Genomic DNA, 23353 nt, shown 5'->3' on the forward strand with positions numbered 1-23353 from the left:
ATGGAAACAAAATTATCAAAACGGCTGGAAACAGTCGCATCTTTCGTGCCAACCGGAGCACGCTTAGTCGATGTAGGGAGTGATCATGCTTATCTCCCTCTTTTTTTGGTGGAGCAGGGCAGGATTGACTTCGCCGTGGCAGGAGAAGTGGTCCAGGGCCCCTATCAGTCTGCCCTTCAAAACGTTGAGCAGGCGGGACAGACGGACAGGATTTTGGTTCGTTTGGCCAATGGGCTGGCGGCCGTAGAAGCTGTTGACCAGATTACTGCTGTGACTATCGCAGGCATGGGCGGTAGGCTCATCGCCGACATCTTGGAGGCCGGTCAGGATAAGTTAGCAGGCGTTGAGCGATTGGTTTTGCAGCCCAACAACCGTGAAGATGATGTCCGTCGTTGGCTGGTCGCCCATGATTTTCAGCTTGTTGCGGAGGAAATCTTGGAAGAAAATGACAAACTCTATGAAATCCTAGTAGCGGAGCCAGGAAAGATGAGCTTGTCTGCAACAGAAGAGCGATTTGGACCTTATTTGTTGGAGCAGCAGTCAGCTGTCTTTGTTAATAAGTGGTTGAAGGAGCTGGATAAGCTCACTTATGCCCTGGAACAAGTGCCCCTGGAAAGACAGGATGACCGCTCTGCCATTTCCCAAAAAATCAATCACATCAAGGAGGTTTTGCATGTTAGCTAGTCAACTCATCGCACGTTATCAAGCCTTTTGTCCGCCCCATCTAGCCATGGAAGGGGATGTCAGCGGTCTGCAAATCGGGACGCTGAAAAAGGATATCAAGCGGGTCATGGTGGCCCTGGATATTCGTGAAACGACAGTGGCAGAGGCCATTGACAAGCAGGTGGATTTGATTATTGTCAAGCATGCCCCTATTTTCCGTCCGATTAAGGATTTGGTGGCGGATAAGCTGGAAAATCAGATTTATCTGAATTTGATCAAGCACGATATTGCGGTCTATGTCAGCCACACAGACATTGATGTGGTCGAGGGTGGTCTGAACGACTGGTTCTGTGAACTCTTGGGGATAGAGGAGACGACCGTTCTTCATGAGACTGTTGAGGGTCAAGGTATTGGTCGTGTGGGTACCATAGCAGAGCAGACCTTGGAGGAGCTGGCAGTGAAGGTTAAGTCCGTCTTTGGTCTGGATGCGGTTCGCCTGGTTACCTATGGTCATCAAGTCCAGCAATATGTTAGTCGAGTGGCTATTTGTGGCGGTAGTGGCGGTTCCTTCTATCAGGATGCGATTGCGAAGGATGCGGATGTCTATATCACTGGTGATATTTACTATCACACTGGTCAGGACATGCTGACCCAGGGCCTCTTGGCCATTGACCCAGGTCATCACATTGAGGTGCTCTTTATTAAGAAAATCGCTAATTTGCTAGAGAACTGGAAGGCTGAAAACGGCTGGGATGTGGAAATCTTGCCTTCAACCGTGTCGACCAATCCCTTTCGACATTTGTAAAAATTATGCTTGGCACCCTAGTGGTGCTTTTTTTAACCAAAATAGAAAGATACTAGTGAGCGAGGGCCAGGTTGAAGGCAGTGGCAACAACCTTTGCTCAATTTTCGGTTCCAAAACTTATCCAAACTATCTGAGCTTGCAATTCTTCTGAATTTGGGGTATGCTATAGGAACTTAAGATATTGATTTAGAAAGTTGGTTCTTCTATGACCTGGTTTATGGAACAATCAGTTGTTGTACAGGCCTTGTTGGGAGGGCTCTTTACCTGGTCCTGTACTATTTTAGGGTCAGCGGTTGTTTTTTTCTTTAAAACGATTAGTCGGAGGCTCTTGGATACCATGTTGGGCTTCGCAGCTGGAGTGATGATTGCGGCCTCGTTTTGGTCTCTCTTAGCTCCTTCGATTAGCTATGCGGAGGAGACCTATGGCGCCTGGGCTTGGGTGCCTGCAGCTCTTGGTTTTGCTTTTGGAGGCATCTTTTTACGCTTGGTCGATGCTCTGGTGCCACATTTGCACCTGGGGCACGACAAATCTCAGGCCGAAGGTGGGGGTGAGGAGGACAGGAAAAATCTGTCTAAAACAGCTCTGCTATTTTTGGCCATAACCATCCACAATATCCCTGAAGGGCTGGCGGTCGGGGTAACCTTTGGTGCTCTAGCGTCGAACTTTAGTCCTGCTGCCCTTGCAGGTGCTATTGGGTTAGCAGTCGGTATCGGTCTGCAAAATATTCCTGAGGGAGCAGCCCTGGCTATCCCTATTCGGACAGACGGTGCGACTCGAAGTAAGGCCTTTTTCTGGGGGTCTATGTCGGCCATTGTTGAGCCTATTGCTGCTGTGATTGGAGCGGTGGCGGTGACCTACATGACACCGATTTTACCCTATGCCCTATCTTTTGCGGCCGGTGCTATGATTTTCGTCGTGGTCGAGGAGCTCATTCCGGAGTCCCAGACTAATGGAAATACGGATATTGCAACGCTGGGCCTCATGGCTGGTTTCATCATCATGATGATTCTGGACGTGGCTCTTGGATAAACTTGAAAGTCTCTTCGGAGGCTTTTTCCTTATGACAAAAACGCTGAAAATATGGTATAATGGACTGATATTATACGCAGGAAGGTAAGACTATGAAAGGTATTATTTTAGCCGGTGGTTCAGGCACTCGCCTCTATCCGCTGACGCGTGCAGCTTCCAAACAGCTCATGCCCATTTACGACAAACCTATGATTTACTACCCGTTGTCAACCTTGATGTTGGCTGGGATTAAGGAGATTTTAGTCATTTCCACGCCGCAGGATCTTCCACGCTTCAAGGATATGTTGGGTGACGGTTCTGAGCTGGGTATTTCTTTGGAATATGCAGAGCAGCCAAGTCCAGATGGACTTGCGCAAGCCTTTATCATCGGTGAAGAATTTATCGGCAATGACAATGTTGCCCTGATTCTCGGTGACAACATTTATCACGGAAATGGCCTGACCAAGATGCTCCAACGGGCAGCCAGCAAGGAAAAAGGTGCGACAGTCTTTGGATATCAAGTCAAGGACCCAGAACGCTTTGGAGTGGTAGAATTTGACGCAGACATGAACGCCATTTCTATCGAAGAAAAACCAGAGGTTCCCAAATCAAACTTTGCGGTTACTGGACTCTACTTCTATGACAATGATGTTGTGGAAATCGCGAAAAATATTAAACCATCACCTCGTGGCGAGTTGGAAATTACAGATGTCAACAAGGCCTACCTTGAACGTGGCGACTTGTCTGTGGAACTCATGGGACGTGGATTTGCTTGGTTGGATACAGGTACGCATGAAAGCCTCTTGGAAGCTGCGCAGTACATCGAAACGGTTCAACGCTTGCAAAATGTTCAAGTTGCGAACTTGGAAGAAATTGCCTACCGCATGGGCTACATTACAAAAGAACAAGTACATGAATTGGCGCAACCCCTTAAGAAAAATGAATACGGACAATACTTGCTCCGTTTGATTGGAGAAGCCTAATGACAGAAAACTTTTTCGGTAAAACACTAGCAGCTCGCCCAGTTGAAGCTATTCCTGGAATGTTAGAATTCGACATTCCTGTTCATGGTGACAACCGTGGCTGGTTTAAGGAGAACTTCCAAAAGGAAAAAATGTTGCCTCTCGGCTTCCCTGAAAGCTTCTTTGCAGAAGGGAAATTACAAAATAATGTTTCCTTCTCTCGCAAAAACGTTCTTCGTGGTCTTCACGCAGAGCCTTGGGATAAATATATCTCCGTAGCGGACGGCGGTAAGGTTTTGGGAACTTGGGTCGATCTTCGTGAAGGCGAAACCTTCGGCAACACCTACCAAACCGTTATCGATGCTTCAAAAGGTATCTTCGTTCCGCGCGGAGTGGCCAACGGTTTCCAAGTCTTGTCAGATTTCGTGGCTTACAGCTACTTGGTTAACGACTACTGGGCATTGGAGCTCAAGCCTAAGTATGCCTTCGTCAACTACGCTGACCCGAGCCTTGACATCCAGTGGGAAAACCTAGAAGAAGCAGAAGTTTCAGAAGCAGATAAAAATCACCCACTCCTCAAGGACGTCAAGCCTTTGAGAAAAGAGGACCTCTAATGTTTCAAGCCTTTTTGGAAATAGCAGAGCAGTTAAACAAGTTAGGAATCACTCCCTTGTTAATGGGCTCAGTTGGTTTGGAAAGGCGCACAGGGAGGGACTGGCAGGCAGGAGATTTAGATATTCATGTTCCAAGTGATCCGCGTGGCTGGGAAGCCCCAGACGACGAAAGGATTTATCAGGCGGACGCCTTGATTTCTATGATGAACCAACTAGGTTACGTCCTTGTTGACCGTCATGAACATGAATTTCATAAAGACGGCTTATCTGTTGAATTCGGAGGCCTACATTCACTGCCTGAATTTGCTGGTGTAGAGCTAGAAGATTTGGAAGAACTAGAAACAGCAGGTGCTCGCTATTACCTACCGACACTTGAACAATACCTGAAAATCTACCAAGCCTCTTCAAAAGATTCCTACCGAGCAGAAAATAACAATCAAAAAGACTTTGCCAAGATTGCTTACTTGAAGGAAATCTTGAGGTAAAAAAAGCGAGCAGTTCTGTGTGTCATCGCCGTAGTGAGAAGGGAGTGGGAAAGAACTCGACTAGTTAAAAAAGAGTTCGTCTTCCCACCCCCGCACAGTTGATTAGGTCAGATTTGGAGTGTAAAACACGAACAAATCTGCCAATCAACCACTGCGCTGAGATGTTGACACTAACTTTGAGAAGCGGTGCTGGGCTTTTTGCCCAGCCTCTGGGAAACCATGAGACCTTAGGCTCATGGTGTAGTAATGAAACATCTTGGTGGTTGCTGGCGTCCCCACTACCTAAGGAAACTATCAAAAAAAGAAAAAAACTTTTCGGAGAAAAAAATGTCTCAATTTAAACATATTATCGTAACTGGTGGAGCTGGTTTCATTGGCTCAAACTTTGTGCACTACGTTTACAATAACCATCCAGACGTCCATGTGACTGTCTTGGATAAATTGACTTATGCTGGAAACAAGGCCAACTTGGAAGCTATTCTTGGTGACCGTGTGGAGCTTGTTGTTGGCGACATTGCAGATGCTGAATTGGTTGACAAATTGGCTGCTAAGGCAGATGCCATCGTTCACTATGCGGCAGAAAGCCACAACGACAACTCTCTCAACGATCCGAGCCCATTTATCCATACCAACTTTATCGGTACTTACACATTGCTTGAAGCGGCTCGTAAATACGACATCCGTTTCCATCATGTATCAACAGATGAAGTTTACGGCGATCTTCCTTTGCGTGAAGACTTGCCAGGTCATGGAGAAGGTCCAGGTGAGAAATTCACTGCGGAAACCAACTACAACCCATCATCACCTTACTCATCAACCAAGGCTGCTTCAGACTTGATTGTCAAAGCATGGGTGCGTTCTTTTGGCGTCAAAGCAACCATTTCAAACTGTTCAAACAACTACGGTCCTTACCAACACATCGAGAAATTTATCCCACGCCAAATCACCAATATCTTGGCAGGTATCAAGCCAAAACTCTACGGTGAAGGTAAAAATGTCCGTGACTGGATTCATACCAATGACCACTCGACTGGTGTTTGGGCAATCTTGACAAAAGGCCGTATGGGAGAAACCTACCTGATCGGTGCTGACGGTGAGAAGAACAACAAAGAAGTGCTTGAATTGATTCTTGAAAAAATGGGTCAACCAAAAGATGCTTACGACCACGTGACTGACCGTGCAGGACACGATTTACGCTATGCCATTGACGCAAGCAAACTCCGTGATGAGCTTGGTTGGGAACCAGAATTTACTAACTTTGAGCAAGGGTTGCAGGATACCATTGATTGGTACACCAATCATCAAGATTGGTGGAAGGCTGAGAAAGAGGCTGTCGAAGCCAAATATGCTAAGACGCAGGAAGTTATTAAATAAAATCTTAGGCTTGAGCTCTGCTCTAGCCTTTCTTGAAATGAGGAGCGAACATGATTTTAATTACAGGTGCAAATGGTCAGTTGGGTACAGAATTGCGTTATCTCTTGGATGAGCGTGGTGTCGAGTATGTTGCCGCTGACGTGGCAGAGATGGACATTACCGAAGCAGAGAAAGTAGATGCTTTCTTTGAAAAAGTCCAGCCGACCGTCGTTTACCACTGTGCAGCCTACACAGCTGTTGATATGGCAGAAGATGAGGGCAAGGAACTCAACTACAAGATTAACGTAACAGGCTCTGAAAATGTAGCCAAAGCTGCGGCTAAATATGGCGCAACATTGGTCTATATCTCAACTGACTACGTCTTTAACGGTGATTTACCAATCGGTCAGGAGTGGCAGGTGGATGACCAGCCAGATCCTCAGTCAGAATACGGCCGTACCAAGCGTTTGGGCGAAGAGGCCGTTGAGAAATACGCAGATAAGTTCTACACTGTTCGCACGGCTTGGGTATTTGGAAATTACGGTAAGAACTTTATCTTTACCATGAAAAACCTTGCACAGACCCGCGATACCTTGACAGTTGTTAATGACCAGCATGGTCGTCCAACTTGGACACGGACCTTGGCAGAATTTATGGTACACTTGGTGGATACCAAGCAAGCATTTGGCTATTACCATTTGTCCAATGATGCGACAGAGGATACAACTTGGTTTGATTTTGCGACGGAAATCCTCAAAGATACTGATACAAAAGTCTTGCCAGTAGATTCTAGCCAATTCCCAGCCAAAGCCAAACGTCCATTCAACTCAACTATGAATTTGGACAAGGCCAAGGCAACAGGCTTTGTTATCCCAAGCTGGCAAGAGGCCTTGCAGGCGTTTTATGAGCAGGAAAAAATGGGTGATAAGTAGCTAGGATTGTATAATATAGGTCACGAAACCTCTACATATCCCAGGAAACAATTCTTAGCATTCATATAAGGTCCCAGGTATTTTACTTGAAAAATCAAGTTCAATGGTTTATAATAAAAATATAAAAGGAGTTAGCGCTAACTAACTCCTGCGTAAATCCGTTTAAGACTGAACAGCTCCCCGTCAAGTGGATAATGAAATAAAAAAAGATTAGGCGACGGCCTTGTTCCTCATTTCAAGAGGGGCAAGGCCGTTGTTGCGCTCTTGAAAACGTTGATGATTGTAAAAATAGCTGAATAATCCAGTTTGGCAAGAATTTCTTTGTGAGAAGTGCAGTCCACATGATCCAAAATAGTGATGTTGGGGTCTTTCGTTCCAAGTAAGTTTGTGATACTATCCTCGCTTTATTATTTCTTGGTTCGGGGATAAACGGTCATTTCCCTGACTGTTTATCTATTCCATACGATCCCTTTCTAATCTGAGTTTCGTCGCTTTTCATTATAGGTCGTATGGGACTTTTTGATACTCAAAAAGGCTCCATAATCTCTATAGGGGATTTCCCCACTACAGTCTTATAGAGCCGTTTTTTGAGTTTTTCGGTGCTTCCAACCACAAGTAATTGATCCGGTCAATCATCGAGCGGATGAAGTGGCGTAACTGATTTTATTAGTTGCTAAAATATAACCATAGAAAAAGCCACAGCTCAGCTGTGACCTTATTTCTATCCTACAAATTCTGTAATTTCTTTTTCGATATTGGCGATTTTTTCTTCAGCTTCACCTAAGGTTGCGCCAACTGTTGCGATGTAGAATTTGATTTTTGGTTCGGTACCTGATGGGCGAACGGCAAACCAGCTATCGTCTGTCAAGGTGTACTTGAGCACATCTGACGGAGGTGTTGTCAGTTCAGTTGTCGTTCCGTCAAGAGCGACAGCCTTTTGCAGAGCGAAGTCCTCGAAGAGAGCAATGTCAGTCTTGTTGAACTGCTCAGGAGCATGCTCACGGAACTTAGCCATGATAGCCTTGATTTGCTCGGCACCGTCTTTACCAGAAAGAGTAACAGATATGGTTTTCTCAGCGAAGTAACCGTATTCCTTGAAGATTTCGTCGATACCATCTGCCAAGGTCATGCCGCGAGAGCGGTAGTAGGCAGCAATCTCTGCGACCATCAGAACGGCTTGAATGGCATCCTTATCGCGCACGAATGGCTTAATCAAGTAACCAAAGCTTTCTTCAAAACCAAACATGTAAGTATGGTTGTGTTTTTCTTCAAATTCTTGGATTTTCTCAGCGATGAATTTGAAACCTGTCAAGACGTTGAACATGGTTGCGCCGTAGCTTTCAGCTATCTTAGTTACCAGTTCAGTTGACACAATCGATTTAGCAAGGGCAGCATTTGCTGGGAGGGTACCTGCTTGTTTATGCGCTTCAAGGACATACTTAGCAATGATAGCCCCGATTTGGTTACCAGACAGGTTCCAGTATGAACCGTCTGCCTGACGAACTTCGACACCGACACGGTCAGCATCTGGGTCTGTTGCTAGCAATACATCTGCACCAACTTCGCGGCCAAGTTCTTCGGCAAGTGCAAAAGCAGCTTGACTTTCAGGGTTTGGAGAGGCAACTGTTGAGAAGTCTGGGTCAGCTGTTGCTTGGCTTTCGACAACTGCCACAGACTCAAAGCCAGCTTCAGCCAAGGCACGGCGAGCCAACATTTCACCCGTACCGTGAAGTGGTGTGTAGACAATTTTCATGTCCTTACCATGCTCAGCAATCAAGTCTTTGTTGATATTGATAGACTTGAGCTCATCCAGGTAGAGGCGGTCTGTCTCTTCACCGAGAACCGTAATCAGACCATTAGCCTTGCTTTCTTCCAAGTCAGCCAATGCCACTGCAAATGGATTGTCAATAGCACGGATGTAGTCCGTCAAAGCAGACGCATCTGCTGGTGGCATTTGTCCACCATCTTCGCCGTAAACCTTGTAACCATTGAATTCTTTAGGGTTGTGGCTGGCAGTCACCATGATACCTGCAACGGCATTGTAGTGGCGGACAGCAAAGGACAATTCTGGTGTTGGGCGTAGGCTTTCAAAGACGTAAGACTTGATGCCATGTGCTGCCAAGACCTGTGCGGATTCAAAGGCAAATTCTGGAGAGAAGTGGCGAGTGTCGTAAGCAATCGCTACCCCACGTTTTTTAGCTTCTTCACCTTTAGACTCGACCAATTTTGCCAAACCTTCGGTTGCTTGACGCACCACGTAGATATTGATGCGGTTGGTACCAGCACCGATATAGCCACGCATACCTGCTGTACCAAATTCAAGATTTGTATAGAAGGCATCTTCCTTGCTTTTTTCATCCATGGCCAATAAATCCTGACGAAGGTAGTCAGGCAGGTCAGCAACATCTAGCCAAGTTTGATAGGTTTCTTGATAAGACATAGGATATCTCCTTAAAAAATTTTTTCTATTAAACGCTTTCATTATACCATTTTCAAAAAAAAAAATCATGCTTTCACATGATTTTCTGAGATTTATTTTACAACTTTCTGCAAAATCGGAACAATGGCTACGGTCAATAGGGCTGAGACAATCAATTCCGTGATGGAGTTGATAGAAACGATGCCTGCTAGGACCAGTTTAATGTCGCCCTTGTAGACAGAGCCAAAGAAAATGAAAATACCGGACAGGACAAAAATGGTATTGGTCAATGTACCAGTCAGCCCCGCCATAGCCAGTCCAGGCTTATTGCTCAGCCATTTGTAGATATAATAAGGCGTAACCCCAATCAAAATTCGTGGGACAAGGGCAATCAGAATAGAGTAGAAGTTCCCGTTTTCCACCAAGGGGCTAAAGACATAGCTCATAGGCGATAAGATAATGGAATTTCGGATAATGGACATGACGCCCATGAAGCCGCCTAGCTTGGCTCCCAGCTTTGGTCCGTAGAGGATGCTAGCAATGATGACAGGGATGTGGGTAATGGTTGGCTTGACAGGAAGTACGAAACTGGCAAAAATAGCCTGGCTGATGACCTCGATAATGATCATAATGGCGATAAAAATGGCTGTCATGGCCACCTGATTGGACTGTTTATTTCTCACTTAAAATTCTACTCACTTTCTCTATGATGATGTCAACCTCAGCCAGGGCCCCAGTTCCAAAATCACCGCAGGCAAGCAGGGCCTCCCGAGGCTTGATTTCTTCATAGCCATAGCTTGTCAAGGTCTTCAGATTGTGTTGTGTGGCTGGGTGGAGGTACATATTAGTATTCATGGCAGGAGCGACCAATTTTGGCACCCCGATAGGGATGGCCAGAGCCGTCGCCGTCACCATATTGTCTGCCATACCGTTTGCCAGCTTGGCGATAGTATTGGCCGAGGTAGGGGCCACCAGGAAAAGGTCCGTTTCCTTGGCAATATCGATATGCTTGATAGAGGCAGGATTTTCCTCCAGCATGAGGTCGGTATGGACCAGATTTTTGGACAGGGCTTGAAGGGTCAAGGGCGTGATAAAGTCCATAGCAGAGCGGCTCATGAGGACTGTCACAAAGTGACCGAGTTTTGTCAGCTGGCTGGTGATGTCAGCAGCCTTGTAGGCGGAAATAGATCCTGTCACCGCAAGCGTAATTCTTGCCATAGTCTTACCCCTTTTCAACGGTATTTAAAATGAGTTGGGCGATGTCCTGCTTAGTCTCCGCAGGAATAGCCTCGGTCTGAGACACCAGGTAGCCCAGATGTTTGTCGGCAGTAATGTCCGCTAGGTCGTTGGCCAGGATGTAGTCTGCTTTGTTGCGCTGGATGCTATCTCGTGCCACGGCAAATAGTTCTTCCTTGGGCACGTCGACCAGTAACTTAAAGCCAATCAACTGGATGCCTGGATTCCATTGTTTGACATGGGAGATAACTTTGGGTGTTTTTTTCAAGAAGAGCACCTGGTAGTCAGCCTTGGATGAAATCTTGGTTTCCGTATTTTTCTTCTCCAGCAGGCTGGTGATGTCCTCTGTTTCCCTAACCTCGTCCAAGCCAGTCATATAGACCGGTGTGTAGTCGGAAACGGCCATGCTGTGGATGAGGACTTGGTGGGTCTTGACAAGAGGTTCAAGAGTTTCTTTCAGGCTCTCTACATTGGTGATTTCTACAATTGTCAGATGAGGATGAGATGTTGGCTTGACAGCTTGCTTGGTTGTCACCAAAGTTACCTCGTGCCCTCTTGCCAGAGCCTGTTCGGCAATGATTTTTCCTAAGGTACCTGTTGCGTGGTTGGTGATAGCCCTGACCTGGTCAATAACTTCACTGGTTCCACCTGATGTAATGATGATTTTCATGTCCATATTGTACTAAATTTTCCATTTTTCGTAAAGTTTTCGCGACCAATAGACTATTACTAAAATGGAATCAAACTATAACTGTTATTGAATGATAGTCCGCCACAAAATCCGAATACTCTTACTATTTTTCATAAAAATGTTTCCGATTTTCCAAGGGGATGTGATATACTGGAAAAAAGATTTCGCTAAGGGGAGCTAGCATGAAAACAGACATTGAAATTGCACAGAGTGTTTCACTCAAGCCGATTACAGAGATTGTTGAGCAGGTCGGAATTGGATTTGATGACCTCGAATTATACGGAAAATACAAGGCTAAATTGTCTTTTGATAAAATCAATGCAGTCAAGGACAATGAGCTTGGCAAGTTAATTTTGGTAACAGCCATCAACCCAACTCCAGCTGGAGAAGGCAAGTCCACTGTGACTATTGGATTGGCAGATGCTCTGGCAAAAATTGGCAAGAAAACCATGATTGCCTTGCGGGAGCCATCGCTTGGACCTGTAATGGGTGTCAAGGGGGGAGCTGCTGGTGGTGGCTATGCGCAGGTTCTACCGATGGAAGATATCAATTTGCATTTCACAGGGGATATGCACGCCATTACAACAGCTAACAATGCCCTGTCTGCTCTGATTGATAATCATTTGCATCAAGGAAACGAGTTGGGCTTGGATCCGCGCCGGATTATTTGGAAACGGGTGGTAGACCTAAATGATCGCGCCCTTCGTAAGGTCACAGTTGGTCTGGGTGGACCGCTGAACGGTGTACCGCGTGAAGATGGCTTTGATATTACGGTTGCCTCTGAAATTATGGCCATTCTCTGCTTGGCGACGGACCTAGACGACCTCAAAGAACGCTTGGCAAGCATTGTCATTGGTTATCGTTATGACCGTACACCTGTTTTTGTTCGGGATTTGCAGGTGGAAGGAGCGCTGACTCTCATTCTCAAAGATGCGATTAAGCCAAATTTGGTTCAAACCATTTATGGTACGCCCGCTTTGGTTCATGGTGGTCCCTTTGCCAATATTGCCCATGGTTGTAACTCAGTCCTTGCGACTACGACGGCTCTACGTTTGGCAGATTATACGGTCACAGAGGCTGGTTTTGGAGCAGATTTGGGTGCAGAGAAATTCTTGGATATTAAGACACCGAATTTGCCAAAATCGCCTGATGCCGTGGTGATTGTTGCCACGCTGAGAGCTCTGAAGATGCACGGTGGTGTCGCAAAATCAGACCTTGCGACTGAGAATGTCGAGGCTGTTAAAGCTGGCTTTGCCAATCTCAAGCGCCATGTCGAAAATATCCAGAAATACGGTATTCCAGCTGTCGTTGCCATCAATGAATTTGTAACTGATACAGCTGACGAAATCGCTGCACTCAAAGAACTGTGTGGTCAAATCGGTGTTCCTGTCGAACTTGCCAGTGTCTGGGCAGACGGTGCGGCCGGTGGAGTTGCTTTGGCTGAAACGGTAGTCGCAACCATTGAAAAACAGCAGGCTAACTACCAAGCCATTTATCAGTCTGACGATGATTTGGCAACCAAGGTCAGCAAGATTGTGACGCAGATTTACGGTGGAACGGGTGTCGTTTTTGAAAAGAAAGCCCGCAATCAATTGGCCGAATTTGCCAAGAATGGCTGGGATAAATTGCCTGTTTGTATGGCCAAGACCCAGTACAGTTTTTCAGATGATCCATTTGCGCTGGGGGCACCGACTGATTTCGATATTACTGTCCGTGAATTTGTACCAAAATTAGGTGCTGGCTTTATCGTGGCTTTGACCGGTGATGTCATGACCATGCCTGGTTTGCCAAAAGCACCTGCTGCTCTCAACATGGACGTGGCAGCAGATGGTTCAGCCTTGGGCTTGTTTTAGAAATGAGTTTATGATTAGAACCAGCCTAATTGAATAAAAATACAAAAAAGTCTCGCTATGAGACTTTTTGAGTTTGTAGACAAATCTCTTTTCAGACTTACCTGAGGTGATATCGGACGGTAGTAAACTTTCTTGTTTCTAGGTTTACTCCTCAAACAGTCCCCCAGACTGTTTGAGCTACCTACGGAATTCTATACCTAGTATTTGAGCCTAAGGTCTCAAATACTCCGAATGCCTGAAACGACAACGTTTCAGGCATTTTCATCACAGCGGAAAGTCCTGGCTTAGGGCTCGCTCCGCTCGCAAAATAAACTAAATTTTTGTTTTTTCTTAGTAGAGCTACTTAGTTTATTTATCCAGAATTTAGTTTGTCTGCATTATGAAAAAGTCTCGCTGTGAGACTTTTATTTAGATGCTGTCTAGCCTGTATAGTCCTTGCTTGCTTAGTTTGTAAACCTGATGACAAACCTCCCTCAAAAATCGTCGATCGTGCGAGACGCAGATAAGTGTCCCCTGATAATCCGAGAATAATTCACGAATGTAGGGCTGTGAAATGGGTGAAAAATTGCGACTGGGCTCGTCTAGTAGTAAAACATTGGCCTTGTCCAATACCATTTTTAAGAGCAGTAATTTTGCTTGTTGCCCCCCTGATAAATCGGAAATAGCATGGTGAACCTCTTCGCGGGTGAATTGTAGACTGGCCAGGTAGGTGAGAGCAGCCTCTTGTTCCTCTTTATCCTTTTCTCCTGCTAAAAATGCGAGAGGAGTTTTGCTTAATGGCAATAAATCTGCGTAGTGCTGAGGCATGTAGCCCAGCTGTAGGTCAGACCTGGTTTGCAGATGCTGATAGAGGAACTTGATGAGGCTGGATTTTCCGACACCATTGGCTCCGATAATGCCGACTTTTTCACCAGCCTTGACCTTCATGAAGAGATTTTTGACCAACAGGCGTTCATGGCACCACAGTTCTTCACCCTGTACGTCGATAATCTGTTTGTGAGCTGGTACCGGCTGAATGTCAGAGAAGAACAGGTGAATGGCATCTTCATGGTAGGGCATTTTGGTCATGCTTTCTGCCTGTTTTTCATAGCGCCTTTCCCTAGCTAAAACAGATTTCATCTTTTTGGCTACTAGCCGTCCAGCTGTTGCATCATGGGTATTAAGTAAGGTATTCCGGACCTGAGATTTTTGACGACGGTGTTTTTCCATGGTTTTTTCAAATTCCTTGCGGTCGTTTTGCGCTTGCTGGACCTGTTTATAGTAGGCTGCCTCGCGCTGGTCACGGTAGGCTTGATAATCTATGGTCTGAACGCTTGTTTTGGCCAGCATTTTTTTCTTTACAGATTGTAAATGCATAATTTTTGTGGCAGTTTTGGCAAGAAAATCCTCATCGTGTGAGACGTAGACAATCGTTTTGGAGCTAGTGGCAATATAGTTTTCCAACCATGAGAGCGTATCTAGGTCTAGGTCGTTTGACGGTTCGTCTAGGAAAATAATATCAGAATGCTTAGCGAGCGATTTGATGAGTTGGATTTTGAGTTTTTCTCCACCGGACAGGCTAGAAATCAATTGGTCACTGCTCAATCGGTCACTGTCAAAAGCCAGTTGTTCGGCGTAGCGATAGAGCAGTCCGAAATCAATATCCAGATCTACTTGAGAAAAGAAGTAGTCATTGAGTGTCAGCTCTGCCATTTCCAAAGGAAGAGACTGTGGGATGTAGATCGGTGCGGTGAAGTGGCGTTGAATCGTGCCACTTATCAGGAGATAGTCTGCTACCATGTCTGGATTGAGCAAGGTCTTGAGAAGGCTGGACTTGCCATTGCCTTCTTCGCCAATGATAGCCACCTTATCGCCACTATTGATGGTGAGGGTGAGGTCGGCTACGAGTGGACGCAGGTCTTTTTGGTGATGGATTGATAGATTTTGTGTTGTGATGAGCATAAGGCCTCCTTGTATAAGAAAAAACACACTACTTACTCAGTAGCGTGCCTGCTCAAAAAAGACCTATTTTGGGAATAGGAGAACAGGAAAAATAGACACAGGCAAGCTACCTCTAAGTATAAACTTAATAGAGATTACTTGTCTGTGTCCATGGTCCTTTACCTCGTATTCTTTTGATAGTATTACTATATCTGATTGGGAATAATTTGTCAAGCCATATCATCATTTTCGAATATGGTTTGGTCAGTTTTTCCGTTGACAATGTTAGCAATGGTCTGGGCAACCTTTTCCACGGCAATTGGTCGACCGGCCCAAGCTGGACTTGCAGGGTCCATTTTTTCCAGAATAGCCTGGGCTCTTTCATTTGTCCCTGCCTTGCCTGGACCGTACATCATGCTAGGACGGACGATGCTCGTTTTGAAGGATTGCGCCAAGAGATAATCCTCCGCCTCTTTTTTAGCCTTGCGGTAGCCTTCTGGCGTCGCAAGCCCTTCGAGGTGGGTAGATACGTAAATGTAGTGGTGGTCACTTTTATCAGCCATAACATCCGCAATCACCTTGGCAGCACCGAGAATGACCTTATCATAGGTTAAGCCTTTTTCGGGCTCTTCTTTGACCATACCGACCAAGTTAATGACAACAGTATGGTCATTAAGCAATTCCTTCCACTGATCTGCTTGATAGAGGTTGGCCTCTACCCAGTCGATGTCTGGACGGAATTTTTTGCTATTTTCGGGATCAAATGACCGTGTAATAGCAGTTAGCTGATGACCGCTCGCAATCAATTTTTCCATCACTTCTTGACCTAAAAAGCCACTTGCTCCGAATAAAAGTACATTTGACATAAGAATTCCTCCCTTGGATATCACTATGTAGTAATTATATACCTATTTTGAGCATTTGTCACATATAAAACATCCTTATGCTATAATGAAAGGGAAAAGGAGAAATCGCAATGCCAATAAGGAATATAAGACAATCAGAGCAACTAGAAATTGATACTACCGTACGCCTTCGTGCCTATGATGGTCAATATGAGCTTGCTTTTGACTGGCATCAAAATATGGAGCTAGTCTGGTTGGTTGATGGTGTGAAAGAAGCTTATAGCTTGGAAAAATTAGCTAGGATGTACCGTTTTTTATCGGAAAATGGCGAGTGCTACTGGATAGAAATTCGGGAAAAGTGTGGTTGGAGACCAATTGGAGACGTGACCCTGCTGGCAGATGACTTTGCGATTTCCATCGGCGATAGCCGTTACTGGGCAAGGGGTATTGGTGGCAAGGTCTTAAAACGGATGATAGAACGTGCGAAAGAGCTAGGCTTCACAGAAATTCGAGTAGGAGAAATTTATGATTGGAATATTGGTTCCCAGCGTCTGTTTGAGAAGATGGGATTTAGCAGGCTCGAAAAAACAGAGAAGGGCTGGTCTTACAAGGTGACAGTATAATGATGATTAATAGTCCCGGTGCTGGGAAATCGACCTTTTCACTCTACTTTCCGTGTATCAGGGCAAGATGGGCTTTATATTGCATTCAGAAAAGACGCTAATAATAATTTGAAGAAACTCAAAAAACCTTGACAAAGCAAGGTTTTTTCTAATCTTTATACGTTCAGGACCTTATCCAGGAAGTCTTTGAGACGTGGGTGTTGTGGGTTGTCGAAGATTTGTTCGGGTGTGCCGTCTTCAAGGAATTCACCGCCGTCTGTAAAGATGACGCGATTAGCAACCTTGCGGGCAAAGCCCATCTCGTGCGTAACAATCAACATGGTCATGCCTTGCTCAGCTAGGTCTTTCATAACGTTGAGTACGTCGCCGACCATTTCTGGATCAAGGGCAGACGTTGGTTCATCAAAGAGCATGATGTCTGGGTTCATAGCCAGCGCGCGGGCAATAGCTACACGCTGTTTCTGACCACCGGACAGGCTATCTGGCATAGCGTCACGCTTGTCTGCTAGACCGACTTTTTCCAGTAATTCCATGCCGACTTTCTCAGCTTCAGCCTTATTCAATTTTTTATGTTCGATAGGAGCAAAGGTGATATTTTCTAAGACGGACATGTGTGGGAAGAGGTTGAAGTGCTGGAATACCATTCCGACATTTTCACGGAAGGCATCAACATCTGTTTTAGGGTCAGTCAGATTGTAACCATCTACCATAACATGACCACTTGTGATGGATTCCAGGAGGTTGAGTGTACGAAGGAAGGTTGATTTACCAGATCCAGAAGGACCGATAATGCAGACAACGTCCCCCTCGTAGAATTTTGCAGAGACGCCTTTCAAGACCTCGTTTTTCCCGTAAGACTTGTGCAGGTCTTCAACATTGATTTTTAATAAAGCCATTATTTGCCTCCTTTTTCAAGTTTACGTGCCAAGCGAGTCAAGAGGGTGATAACCACCAAGTATATGATAGCAAGGATTGCATACATACGGAAGGATTGGTAGTTACGGGCAATGATAATCTTACCAGCTTGGAAGAGTTCGACAAGACCAATCGCAGAGATGATGGTCGTATCTTTCAATGTAATAACAAATTGGTTGATGAAGTTTGGCAGCATGATTTTACCAGCCTGTGGCAGGATAATCTTGCGCATGGTTGTCCCGTAGGAAATACCCAAACTGCGTGATGCCTCCATTTGTCCCGCAGGAACGGCTTGAATACCACCGCGGACAATTTCTGCGATATAGGCACCGGAGTTAAGGGATAGGGCAATGGTACCGGCTACGAAGTCGTTGATTGGTGATTGTTGACCAGTGATAGACTCAATCAAGTTTGGAATACCCCAGAAGATGAAGGCTGCAACAATCATCAACGGAATACCACGAACCACATCAACGAAGACGGATGAGATAACACGAAGGGCCTTGATTGGGCTCACCGCAAACATACCAAAGATAATACCGATGACGATAGCAATGGCAAATGACAAGAGAGCCAAACCAACTGTAATACCAAGACCAGACAGGAGCTGACCGTAGTTGTTTTTCAAGAGACCGAAAATGGTGGTTTCATCAACTGTTTCAGTGGCTGTACTTGGTGTTGTCTCTTCTTTGGCATTGAAGTATTTGTTGAAAATCTCATCGTACTTGCCTGATTCTACCAATGCAGCCAAGCCATTGTTGAACATTTCAATCAGTTCAGGATTGCTACCTTTTTTCACAGCAAATCCGTATTCACCAGATTTTTCACCTGGGATTGGAGTAGCGAAGTCACGACCTTGTTGGATAGCGTAGAGGAGGACCGCTTCATCATCCATGAGGGCGTCAATTGAGCCAGAGTTGAGACTGTCGTACATGCCAGAAGCCTCGTCGAAGGCCTTCAAAGTATAGCCGTACTTGTCTTTGTTGCTTTCCAAGAAGGTGTAAGACGCTGTACCGTTTTTGGCACCGGCTGTCTTGCCTTTGAGGTCTTCATAGGATGCAATGTCACTGCCGTTTTTAACAGCCAGCAGGATATTTGACGAGTAGTAGGCATCTGAGAAATCAAAGATTTCCTTACGAGCGTCAGTAATCGACATACCAGCGATAACGGCATCTGCTTGACCAGCTTGGACAGCGTTAAGGGCTGCATCGAAACCAGGATTTTGGATAGTGATGGTGATTCCTTGTTGCTCCGCAATGGCCTTGATCAATTCCATGTCAATGCCGACGTACTTACCAGACTCGTCCTGGTATTCAAATGGGGCAAATGATGAATCTGAAACGATCGTGTAGCTTGACTTGATAGGGTTTGCTTTTTTAGTAGCATCACCAGATAATTTCAAGCGAGATGAGTAGTTCTGCGTATCAGCAGAGGCGGTAGCTGCACCAAACCATTTATTCATGATTTTTTCGTAGGTACCGTCTTCTTTCATAGCTGCAAGAGCCTTATTGAAATCATCAACGAGGTACTCATATTGGCTTCCTTTTTTAACAGAGAAACCAAATGATCCAATTGGTTCGCCAGGGATGTCCAAGCTCAGGTCTTGCCCTTGTTGGATAGCGTATTGGATAACCGCCTCATCGTCCATAGCAGCGTCAATAGCGCCAGTGGAAAGACTGTTGTACATTGTGTCCCCTGTGTCGAAGGTTTTGATAGTAAAACCGTACTTGTCCTTGTTTTCTTCGAGGAAGGTTTGAGAAGCAGTACCGTTTTTAACACCAACTGTCTTGCCTTTGAGGTCTTCATAGGAAGAAATCTTGTTAGACTTGGTTGTTGCAATGATAATCTTCGTATCAAAGTAGGGGTCTGAGAAGGTAAAGACCTTTTTGCGGGCTTCGGTAATGGTCGTACCAGCCATGAGGGCATCGGCCGAACCAGACTGGACCGCATTGACAGCAGCATCAAATCCTGGGAAGGATTGATTCATTTTCCAATTTGAACGTTTTGCAACTTCGTTGATAATATCAACATCTAATCCTTTATAAGTTTGGTCAGAATCTTTAAATTCAAATGGTGCATAGGCATTGTCAAAGACGATATCGATCGTATCATCTGCCTGAACACCTGTAAAAATAAAGAAGACCGGCAAAATGCTTGCCAATAGCATGAATAATTTTTTCTTCATTTCCATACTCCTTCTATCTATAAAATAACTTTCCCATTGTACCATATTATGAAAATTAATGCAAAAACAATGAAAAGGATATGTCAGAAAATATAACATTGTAAGTTATTAAATTGTGAGAAAATTTAATCTTTCACCCCCCGAAAAACTATTTTTTCAATGAAATGTTGGACTTGTGATAAAATAGAACCATGATTAATCGAAATACTGAAAACCAATTTAAACTAGTGTCAAAATATTCACCGTCTGGTGACCAGCCCCAAGCCATTGAAACCTTGGTGGATAACATCGAGGGGGGCGAAAAAGCCCAGATTCTCATGGGGGCGACGGGTACTGGTAAGACCTACACTATGAGTCAGGTCATTGCCCGTGTCAATAAGCCGACCTTGGTCATCGCCCACAATAAGACCTTGGCTGGTCAGCTTTATAGTGAGTTCAAGGAATTCTTCCCAGAAAATGCGGTAGAATACTTCGTGTCATACTACGATTACTACCAGCCAGAAGCCTATGTTCCGTCCAGCGACACCTATATTGAAAAGGATAGTTCGGTCAATGATGAGATTGACAAGCTCCGCCACTCAGCGACCTCAGCCCTGCTGGAGCGAAACGATGTCATCGTGGTGGCTTCGGTTTCCTGTATTTACGGTTTGGGTTCGCCCAAGGAATATTCTGACAGCGTGGTCAGTCTGCGACCAGGTCAGGAGATTTCCCGTGATCAGTTGCTTAATTCTCTGGTCGATATTCAGTTCGAGCGCAACGACATCGACTTCCAACGGGGACGCTTCCGTGTACGTGGAGATGTGGTGGAGATTTTCCCAGCTTCTCGTGACGAACACGCTTTTCGTGTCGAATTTTTCGGCGATGAAATCGACCGCATCCGTGAGATTGAAAGCCTGACAGGTAAGGTTTTGGGCGATGTGGATCACTTGGCCATTTTCCCTGCCACCCACTTCGTGACCAACGATGATCACATGGAAACGGCTATTGCCAAGATTCAGGCGGAGCTGGAAGAGCAGCTCAAGGTCTTTGAATCAGAAGGAAAACTCTTAGAAGCTCAGCGATTGAAACAACGAACCGACTACGACATCGAGATGCTTCGGGAAATGGGCTATACCAACGGAGTTGAGAACTATTCTCGCCACATGGACGGGCGAAGCGAGGGCGAGCCTCCCTACACTCTGCTGGACTTTTTCCCTGAAGATTATCTCATCATGATTGACGAGAGCCACATGACCATGGGGCAGATTAAGGGGATGTACAATGGTGACCGCTCACGTAAGGAGATGTTGGTCAACTACGGTTTCCGCCTCCCGAGTGCGCTGGATAATCGTCCGCTGCGCAGGGAAGAATTTGAGAGCCATGTCCATCAGATTGTCTATGTCTCAGCGACGCCGGGTGACTATGAGATGGAGCAGACAGAGACCGTTGTCGAACAGATTATTCGGCCGACCGGACTCTTGGACCCTGAAGTTGAGGTCCGTCCAACCATGGGGCAGATGGATGACCTCTTGGGCGAAATCCATGCGCGTGTCGAGAAAGGTGAGCGGACTTTTATCACTACGCTGACCAAGAAAATGGCAGAGGACTTGACCGACTATCTTAAAGAAATGGGTGTCAAGGTCAAGTATATGCACTCGGACATCAAGACCTTGGAGCGTACGGAGATTATCCGTGATTTGCGTTTGGGCGTCTTTGATGTCTTGATAGGGATTAACCTCTTGCGTGAAGGGATTGACGTGCCAGAGGTTAGTCTGGTGGCAATCTTGGATGCTGATAAGGAAGGTTTCCTCCGTAATGAACGAGGGCTCATCCAGACAATCGGTCGGGCGGCCCGTAACTCTGAAGGTCATGTGATCATGTATGCGGACAAGGTCACCGAGTCTATGCGGAAGGCCATGGAAGAAACAGCCCGCCGCCGTCAAATCCAGATGGCTTATAATGAAGAACATGGTATCATTCCACAAACTATTAAGAAAGAAATCCGTGACCTGATAAGCGTGACTAAGGCTGTCACTCAGGACAAGGAAGAAGCAGTGGACTTCAACGCCCTCAACAAAGACGAACGCAAGGCCATGATCAAGAAACTGGAAGGTCAGATGCAGGAAGCTGCAGAAGTGCTTGACTTTGAACTGGCAGCCCAGATTCGTGACATGGTCATCGAGTTGAAGAATAAGTAGAAAAGTAATAGAAAATCAGAACAAGGGGTATCAATCAGATGCTCTTTTTTCTATATTTTTACAGGAAGTAGTGTCTACAAGCTCATGCTGAAAAATTCTTTCGATTTTTGATTCAAATTAGTCTTTGCTTTGGCCTTCTCCAGATATAAGAGTCTGACTTGCTTTCAGTAAGTTTTTAAGATGAATGTAGGGGGAAACAGATTTGTTTCGTAAGCAACGATTTAGTATTCGTAAATTTTCAGTAGGAGCCGCATCAGTCTGTGTGGGTCTATTTTTAGGTGGTCAGATTGTTAACGCCGATAGTTTGCCAACTGAAAATCCAGCAACAGTTGCGGTGAGCAACCAGGATGTGCAGGCTGAGGTGGTAGCACCTGCGGTAACAGAAAATCAAGAACCGGCTATATCAGCAGAAGTTTCTGTTGAAACTGAGACAGAACCGGTAATTGAAGTGCCAGCACCAGCGGAAATTCCTATAGAACAGCCACTTGCGGTTGAGGAAGTGCCAGGAGAATCAGATCCTGAGCCAATTCTTTATCACAATCAATATAATACCATGTCTACCTTGCCAGGTACTGAGTATGCAACAGCTAAGTTCCCATTAGATCCTAATGAAAAACTGTTTGAAGAGGATATTCCCTATGTTGAGCCAGTAACTGCAGGCGACGGAGCAATATTATAGAGTTACAAGATGATACTCCTGAACAAAAGATGTTTGATGCGACGACAGGTCACTATACAGCACAGTTCAGCGTTGACTTGACAAAAGAAAAGCCAAGTGACTAGATTGTTATCGATCAATCAACGTTATGGGCAAATGGTTACGGGGATATTCTGATAAATATGACTGTAAGAAATTTGACCATTTCTGACCGTGGTTCACCGATGGTTGGTACGACGCGTTACGCTCGTACTAGTACCTATTCTCGTGCGGAAAATCCACAAATGGCTGTATTCAATAGAAACGACCAAGGTTGATTGGACCAGCAAAAACTGGCCATGCAGGAATTGGTGACCATGTCTAACCGAGCGTCCGTCTTGGGAGCGATTAGCCCGAGTGACCGCTACACTTTTGGCACAGTTATCCCGGCCTGTATGTATGCGGAAGCCAAGGCTATCATGCTCAGAAGTGAGGCAATTTACGCAAAAATCGGTAGTACAACTGCCTCTGATGCAACTTTAAATCGCGTCAAAGACCTCTTTGCTAGTTTGACAAACCGCTATAATGTCTACATGAACCGTAGCGATTTGGTCACTAAGGAAGATTTGATCAAGATTTATGGCAACTTCACAGTTAAAAATAGTACTTTTGACAATTTCTATAATTTCTACCAGGCCATGCCAGACGCCGCCAAATCACAATACGGTCTTATCAAAATTTATGAAGACCCCTATGGCTTTGGTGGAAATACCCTTGGATATGATGCCATTAACAATATGAATAATGCCGGTTTCAAAGGTGGTGTTATCGATGTGGAGAAAGGTCAATTTACCTGGGAAACCTATGTCATGGCTCACGAGCTCGGTCACGTTGTAGATGCTTATTCGGAAGAGACGGTACAGATCAATAATTTTTCAAGTGAGCAAGCATTCCAACCGATGGAACTCCAGTCATTGTTGCACCAGAAGAGAAAGTCATTACCAAAGGTACACAGCCGGTAGTTGAGAC

General features: G+C 45.4%; 22 protein-coding genes. 14 read left to right on the forward strand and 8 right to left on the reverse strand.

Annotation, left to right across the window (positions count from 1 at the left end; translation table 11 throughout):
• The 8 genes from ACHBID_RS00445 to rfbD all read left to right on the forward strand — a co-directional run bounded on the left by ACHBID_RS00445 (position 1) and on the right by rfbD (position 6823).
• On the forward strand, positions 1–684 hold the full coding sequence (locus ACHBID_RS00445; RefSeq protein WP_105160144.1) for a tRNA (adenine(22)-N(1))-methyltransferase TrmK: 684 nt from the start codon (positions 1–3) through the stop codon (positions 682–684).
• Positions 674–1468 carry a Nif3-like dinuclear metal center hexameric protein gene (locus ACHBID_RS00450; protein WP_394731344.1) on the forward strand — a complete coding sequence of 265 codons (795 nt, stop codon included), beginning with the start codon at positions 674–676 and terminating at the stop codon, positions 1466–1468. The genes ACHBID_RS00445 and ACHBID_RS00450 overlap by 11 nt, the downstream gene beginning before the upstream one ends.
• A gap of 205 nt (positions 1469–1673) precedes the next feature.
• The gene (locus ACHBID_RS00455; protein ID WP_105122675.1) at positions 1674–2498 is read left to right on the forward strand and encodes a ZIP family metal transporter; all 825 of its coding nucleotides are present in this window, start codon (positions 1674–1676) and stop codon (positions 2496–2498) included.
• 92 nt (positions 2499–2590) lie between these two features.
• The gene (rfbA, locus tag ACHBID_RS00460; protein ID WP_125266232.1) at positions 2591–3460 is read left to right on the forward strand and encodes a glucose-1-phosphate thymidylyltransferase RfbA; all 870 of its coding nucleotides are present in this window, start codon (positions 2591–2593) and stop codon (positions 3458–3460) included.
• Positions 3460–4053, forward strand: a complete 594-nt coding sequence (locus ACHBID_RS00465) for a dTDP-4-dehydrorhamnose 3,5-epimerase family protein (protein ID WP_002937119.1) — start codon at positions 3460–3462, stop codon at positions 4051–4053. Before rfbA ends, ACHBID_RS00465 begins: the two co-directional genes overlap by 1 nt.
• Complete coding sequence (locus ACHBID_RS00470) at positions 4053–4538, forward strand: phosphoribosylanthranilate isomerase (RefSeq protein ID WP_394731343.1); 486 nt, start codon at positions 4053–4055, stop codon at positions 4536–4538. Before ACHBID_RS00465 ends, ACHBID_RS00470 begins: the two co-directional genes overlap by 1 nt.
• Before the next feature lie 327 nt (positions 4539–4865).
• A complete protein-coding gene (gene rfbB, locus ACHBID_RS00475) occupies positions 4866–5912 on the forward strand; it encodes a dTDP-glucose 4,6-dehydratase (RefSeq protein ID WP_394731341.1) in 1047 nt (348 codons plus the stop codon).
• 50 nt (positions 5913–5962) lie between these two features.
• A complete protein-coding gene (gene rfbD / locus ACHBID_RS00480; RefSeq protein WP_394731340.1) occupies positions 5963–6823 on the forward strand; it encodes a dTDP-4-dehydrorhamnose reductase in 861 nt (286 codons plus the stop codon).
• Positions 6824–7544: 721 nt separating this feature from the next.
• On the opposite strand, the gene ACHBID_RS00485 is transcribed toward rfbD, so the two are convergent.
• The 4 genes from ACHBID_RS00485 to ACHBID_RS00500 all read right to left on the reverse strand — a co-directional run bounded on the left by ACHBID_RS00485 (position 7545) and on the right by ACHBID_RS00500 (position 11148).
• Entirely contained in the window at positions 7545–9263 is a 1719-nt protein-coding gene (locus ACHBID_RS00485; RefSeq protein WP_394731339.1) for a phospho-sugar mutase, read from the reverse strand.
• A 92-nt stretch (positions 9264–9355) separates the two neighbouring features.
• A complete protein-coding gene (locus ACHBID_RS00490; protein WP_257118027.1) occupies positions 9356–9895 on the reverse strand; it encodes an ECF transporter S component in 540 nt (179 codons plus the stop codon).
• 19 nt (positions 9896–9914) lie between these two features.
• On the reverse strand, positions 9915–10460 hold the full coding sequence (gene coaC, locus ACHBID_RS00495) for a phosphopantothenoylcysteine decarboxylase (RefSeq protein WP_125266237.1): 546 nt from the start codon (positions 10458–10460) through the stop codon (positions 9915–9917).
• 4 nt (positions 10461–10464) lie between these two features.
• A complete protein-coding gene (locus ACHBID_RS00500) occupies positions 10465–11148 on the reverse strand; it encodes a phosphopantothenate--cysteine ligase (protein WP_172063548.1) in 684 nt (227 codons plus the stop codon).
• A 203-nt stretch (positions 11149–11351) separates the two neighbouring features.
• Between ACHBID_RS00500 and ACHBID_RS00505 the strand changes: the two genes are divergently transcribed.
• Entirely contained in the window at positions 11352–13022 is a 1671-nt protein-coding gene (locus tag ACHBID_RS00505; protein ID WP_125266239.1) for a formate--tetrahydrofolate ligase, read from the forward strand.
• Positions 13023–13430: 408 nt separating this feature from the next.
• On the opposite strand, the gene ACHBID_RS00510 is transcribed toward ACHBID_RS00505, so the two are convergent.
• Positions 13431–14963 carry an ATP-binding cassette domain-containing protein gene (locus ACHBID_RS00510; protein WP_394731338.1) on the reverse strand — a complete coding sequence of 511 codons (1533 nt, stop codon included), beginning with the start codon at positions 14961–14963 and terminating at the stop codon, positions 13431–13433.
• Between the two features lie 209 nt (positions 14964–15172).
• Positions 15173–15808 carry an NAD(P)H-binding protein gene (locus ACHBID_RS00515; RefSeq protein ID WP_394731337.1) on the reverse strand — a complete coding sequence of 212 codons (636 nt, stop codon included), beginning with the start codon at positions 15806–15808 and terminating at the stop codon, positions 15173–15175.
• Positions 15809–15918: 110 nt separating this feature from the next.
• On the opposite strand from ACHBID_RS00515, the gene ACHBID_RS00520 reads away from it, so the two are divergent.
• Positions 15919–16410: a GNAT family N-acetyltransferase gene (locus ACHBID_RS00520; protein ID WP_105110774.1), complete on the forward strand. Its 492-nt coding sequence runs from the start codon at positions 15919–15921 to the stop codon at positions 16408–16410.
• 155 nt (positions 16411–16565) lie between these two features.
• Here ACHBID_RS00520 and ACHBID_RS00525 read toward each other — a convergent pair whose 3' ends face one another.
• Positions 16566–17306 (reverse strand): amino acid ABC transporter ATP-binding protein, encoded by a 741-nt coding sequence (locus ACHBID_RS00525; protein ID WP_105110775.1) that lies wholly within the window; start codon positions 17304–17306, stop codon positions 16566–16568.
• Positions 17306–19510, reverse strand: a complete 2205-nt coding sequence (locus ACHBID_RS00530) for an ABC transporter substrate-binding protein/permease (protein ID WP_394731336.1) — start codon at positions 19508–19510, stop codon at positions 17306–17308. Before ACHBID_RS00530 ends, ACHBID_RS00525 begins: the two co-directional genes overlap by 1 nt.
• Positions 19511–19701: 191 nt before the next feature.
• Here ACHBID_RS00530 and uvrB point away from each other — a divergent pair, with 191 nt between their 5' ends.
• The 4 genes from uvrB (at position 19702) to ACHBID_RS00550 (ending at position 23346) form a co-directional block, all read left to right on the forward strand.
• Entirely contained in the window at positions 19702–21687 is a 1986-nt protein-coding gene (uvrB, locus tag ACHBID_RS00535) for an excinuclease ABC subunit UvrB (RefSeq protein ID WP_105160155.1), read from the forward strand.
• Positions 21688–21889: 202 nt separating this feature from the next.
• Positions 21890–22366 (forward strand): YSIRK-type signal peptide-containing protein, encoded by a 477-nt coding sequence (locus tag ACHBID_RS00540; RefSeq protein ID WP_105160156.1) that lies wholly within the window; start codon positions 21890–21892, stop codon positions 22364–22366.
• A 161-nt stretch (positions 22367–22527) separates the two neighbouring features.
• A complete protein-coding gene (locus ACHBID_RS00545) occupies positions 22528–22662 on the forward strand; it encodes a hypothetical protein (protein ID WP_269089460.1) in 135 nt (44 codons plus the stop codon).
• Positions 22663–23346, forward strand: a complete 684-nt coding sequence (locus ACHBID_RS00550; RefSeq protein ID WP_105160157.1) for a hypothetical protein — start codon at positions 22663–22665, stop codon at positions 23344–23346. It abuts the gene before it with no gap.
• Positions 23347–23353: the final 7 nt, after the last annotated feature.

The sequence above is a fragment of the Streptococcus sp. A25 genome, assembly GCF_043674095.1.
Classification (GTDB): Bacteria; Bacillota; Bacilli; order Lactobacillales; family Streptococcaceae; genus Streptococcus; species Streptococcus suis_V.

Coding starts and splice junctions, on each gene's coding strand:
- ACHBID_RS00445 (WP_105160144.1), top strand. CDS start 1: ATGGAAACAAAATTATCAAAACGGCTGGAAACAGTCGCATCTTTCGTG.
- ACHBID_RS00450 (WP_394731344.1), top strand. CDS start 674: ATGTTAGCTAGTCAACTCATCGCACGTTATCAAGCCTTTTGTCCGCCC.
- ACHBID_RS00455 (WP_105122675.1), top strand. CDS start 1,674: ATGACCTGGTTTATGGAACAATCAGTTGTTGTACAGGCCTTGTTGGGA.
- rfbA (WP_125266232.1), top strand. CDS start 2,591: ATGAAAGGTATTATTTTAGCCGGTGGTTCAGGCACTCGCCTCTATCCG.
- ACHBID_RS00465 (WP_002937119.1), top strand. CDS start 3,460: ATGACAGAAAACTTTTTCGGTAAAACACTAGCAGCTCGCCCAGTTGAA.
- ACHBID_RS00470 (WP_394731343.1), top strand. CDS start 4,053: ATGTTTCAAGCCTTTTTGGAAATAGCAGAGCAGTTAAACAAGTTAGGA.
- rfbB (WP_394731341.1), top strand. CDS start 4,866: ATGTCTCAATTTAAACATATTATCGTAACTGGTGGAGCTGGTTTCATT.
- rfbD (WP_394731340.1), top strand. CDS start 5,963: ATGATTTTAATTACAGGTGCAAATGGTCAGTTGGGTACAGAATTGCGT.
- ACHBID_RS00485 (WP_394731339.1), bottom strand. CDS start 9,263: ATGTCTTATCAAGAAACCTATCAAACTTGGCTAGATGTTGCTGACCTG.
- ACHBID_RS00490 (WP_257118027.1), bottom strand. CDS start 9,895: ATGACAGCCATTTTTATCGCCATTATGATCATTATCGAGGTCATCAGC.
- coaC (WP_125266237.1), bottom strand. CDS start 10,460: ATGGCAAGAATTACGCTTGCGGTGACAGGATCTATTTCCGCCTACAAG.
- ACHBID_RS00500 (WP_172063548.1), bottom strand. CDS start 11,148: ATGAAAATCATCATTACATCAGGTGGAACCAGTGAAGTTATTGACCAG.
- ACHBID_RS00505 (WP_125266239.1), top strand. CDS start 11,352: ATGAAAACAGACATTGAAATTGCACAGAGTGTTTCACTCAAGCCGATT.
- ACHBID_RS00510 (WP_394731338.1), bottom strand. CDS start 14,963: ATGCTCATCACAACACAAAATCTATCAATCCATCACCAAAAAGACCTG.
- ACHBID_RS00515 (WP_394731337.1), bottom strand. CDS start 15,808: ATGTCAAATGTACTTTTATTCGGAGCAAGTGGCTTTTTAGGTCAAGAA.
- ACHBID_RS00520 (WP_105110774.1), top strand. CDS start 15,919: ATGCCAATAAGGAATATAAGACAATCAGAGCAACTAGAAATTGATACT.
- ACHBID_RS00525 (WP_105110775.1), bottom strand. CDS start 17,306: ATGGCTTTATTAAAAATCAATGTTGAAGACCTGCACAAGTCTTACGGG.
- ACHBID_RS00530 (WP_394731336.1), bottom strand. CDS start 19,510: ATGAAGAAAAAATTATTCATGCTATTGGCAAGCATTTTGCCGGTCTTC.
- uvrB (WP_105160155.1), top strand. CDS start 19,702: ATGATTAATCGAAATACTGAAAACCAATTTAAACTAGTGTCAAAATAT.
- ACHBID_RS00545 (WP_269089460.1), top strand. CDS start 22,528: ATGACTGTAAGAAATTTGACCATTTCTGACCGTGGTTCACCGATGGTT.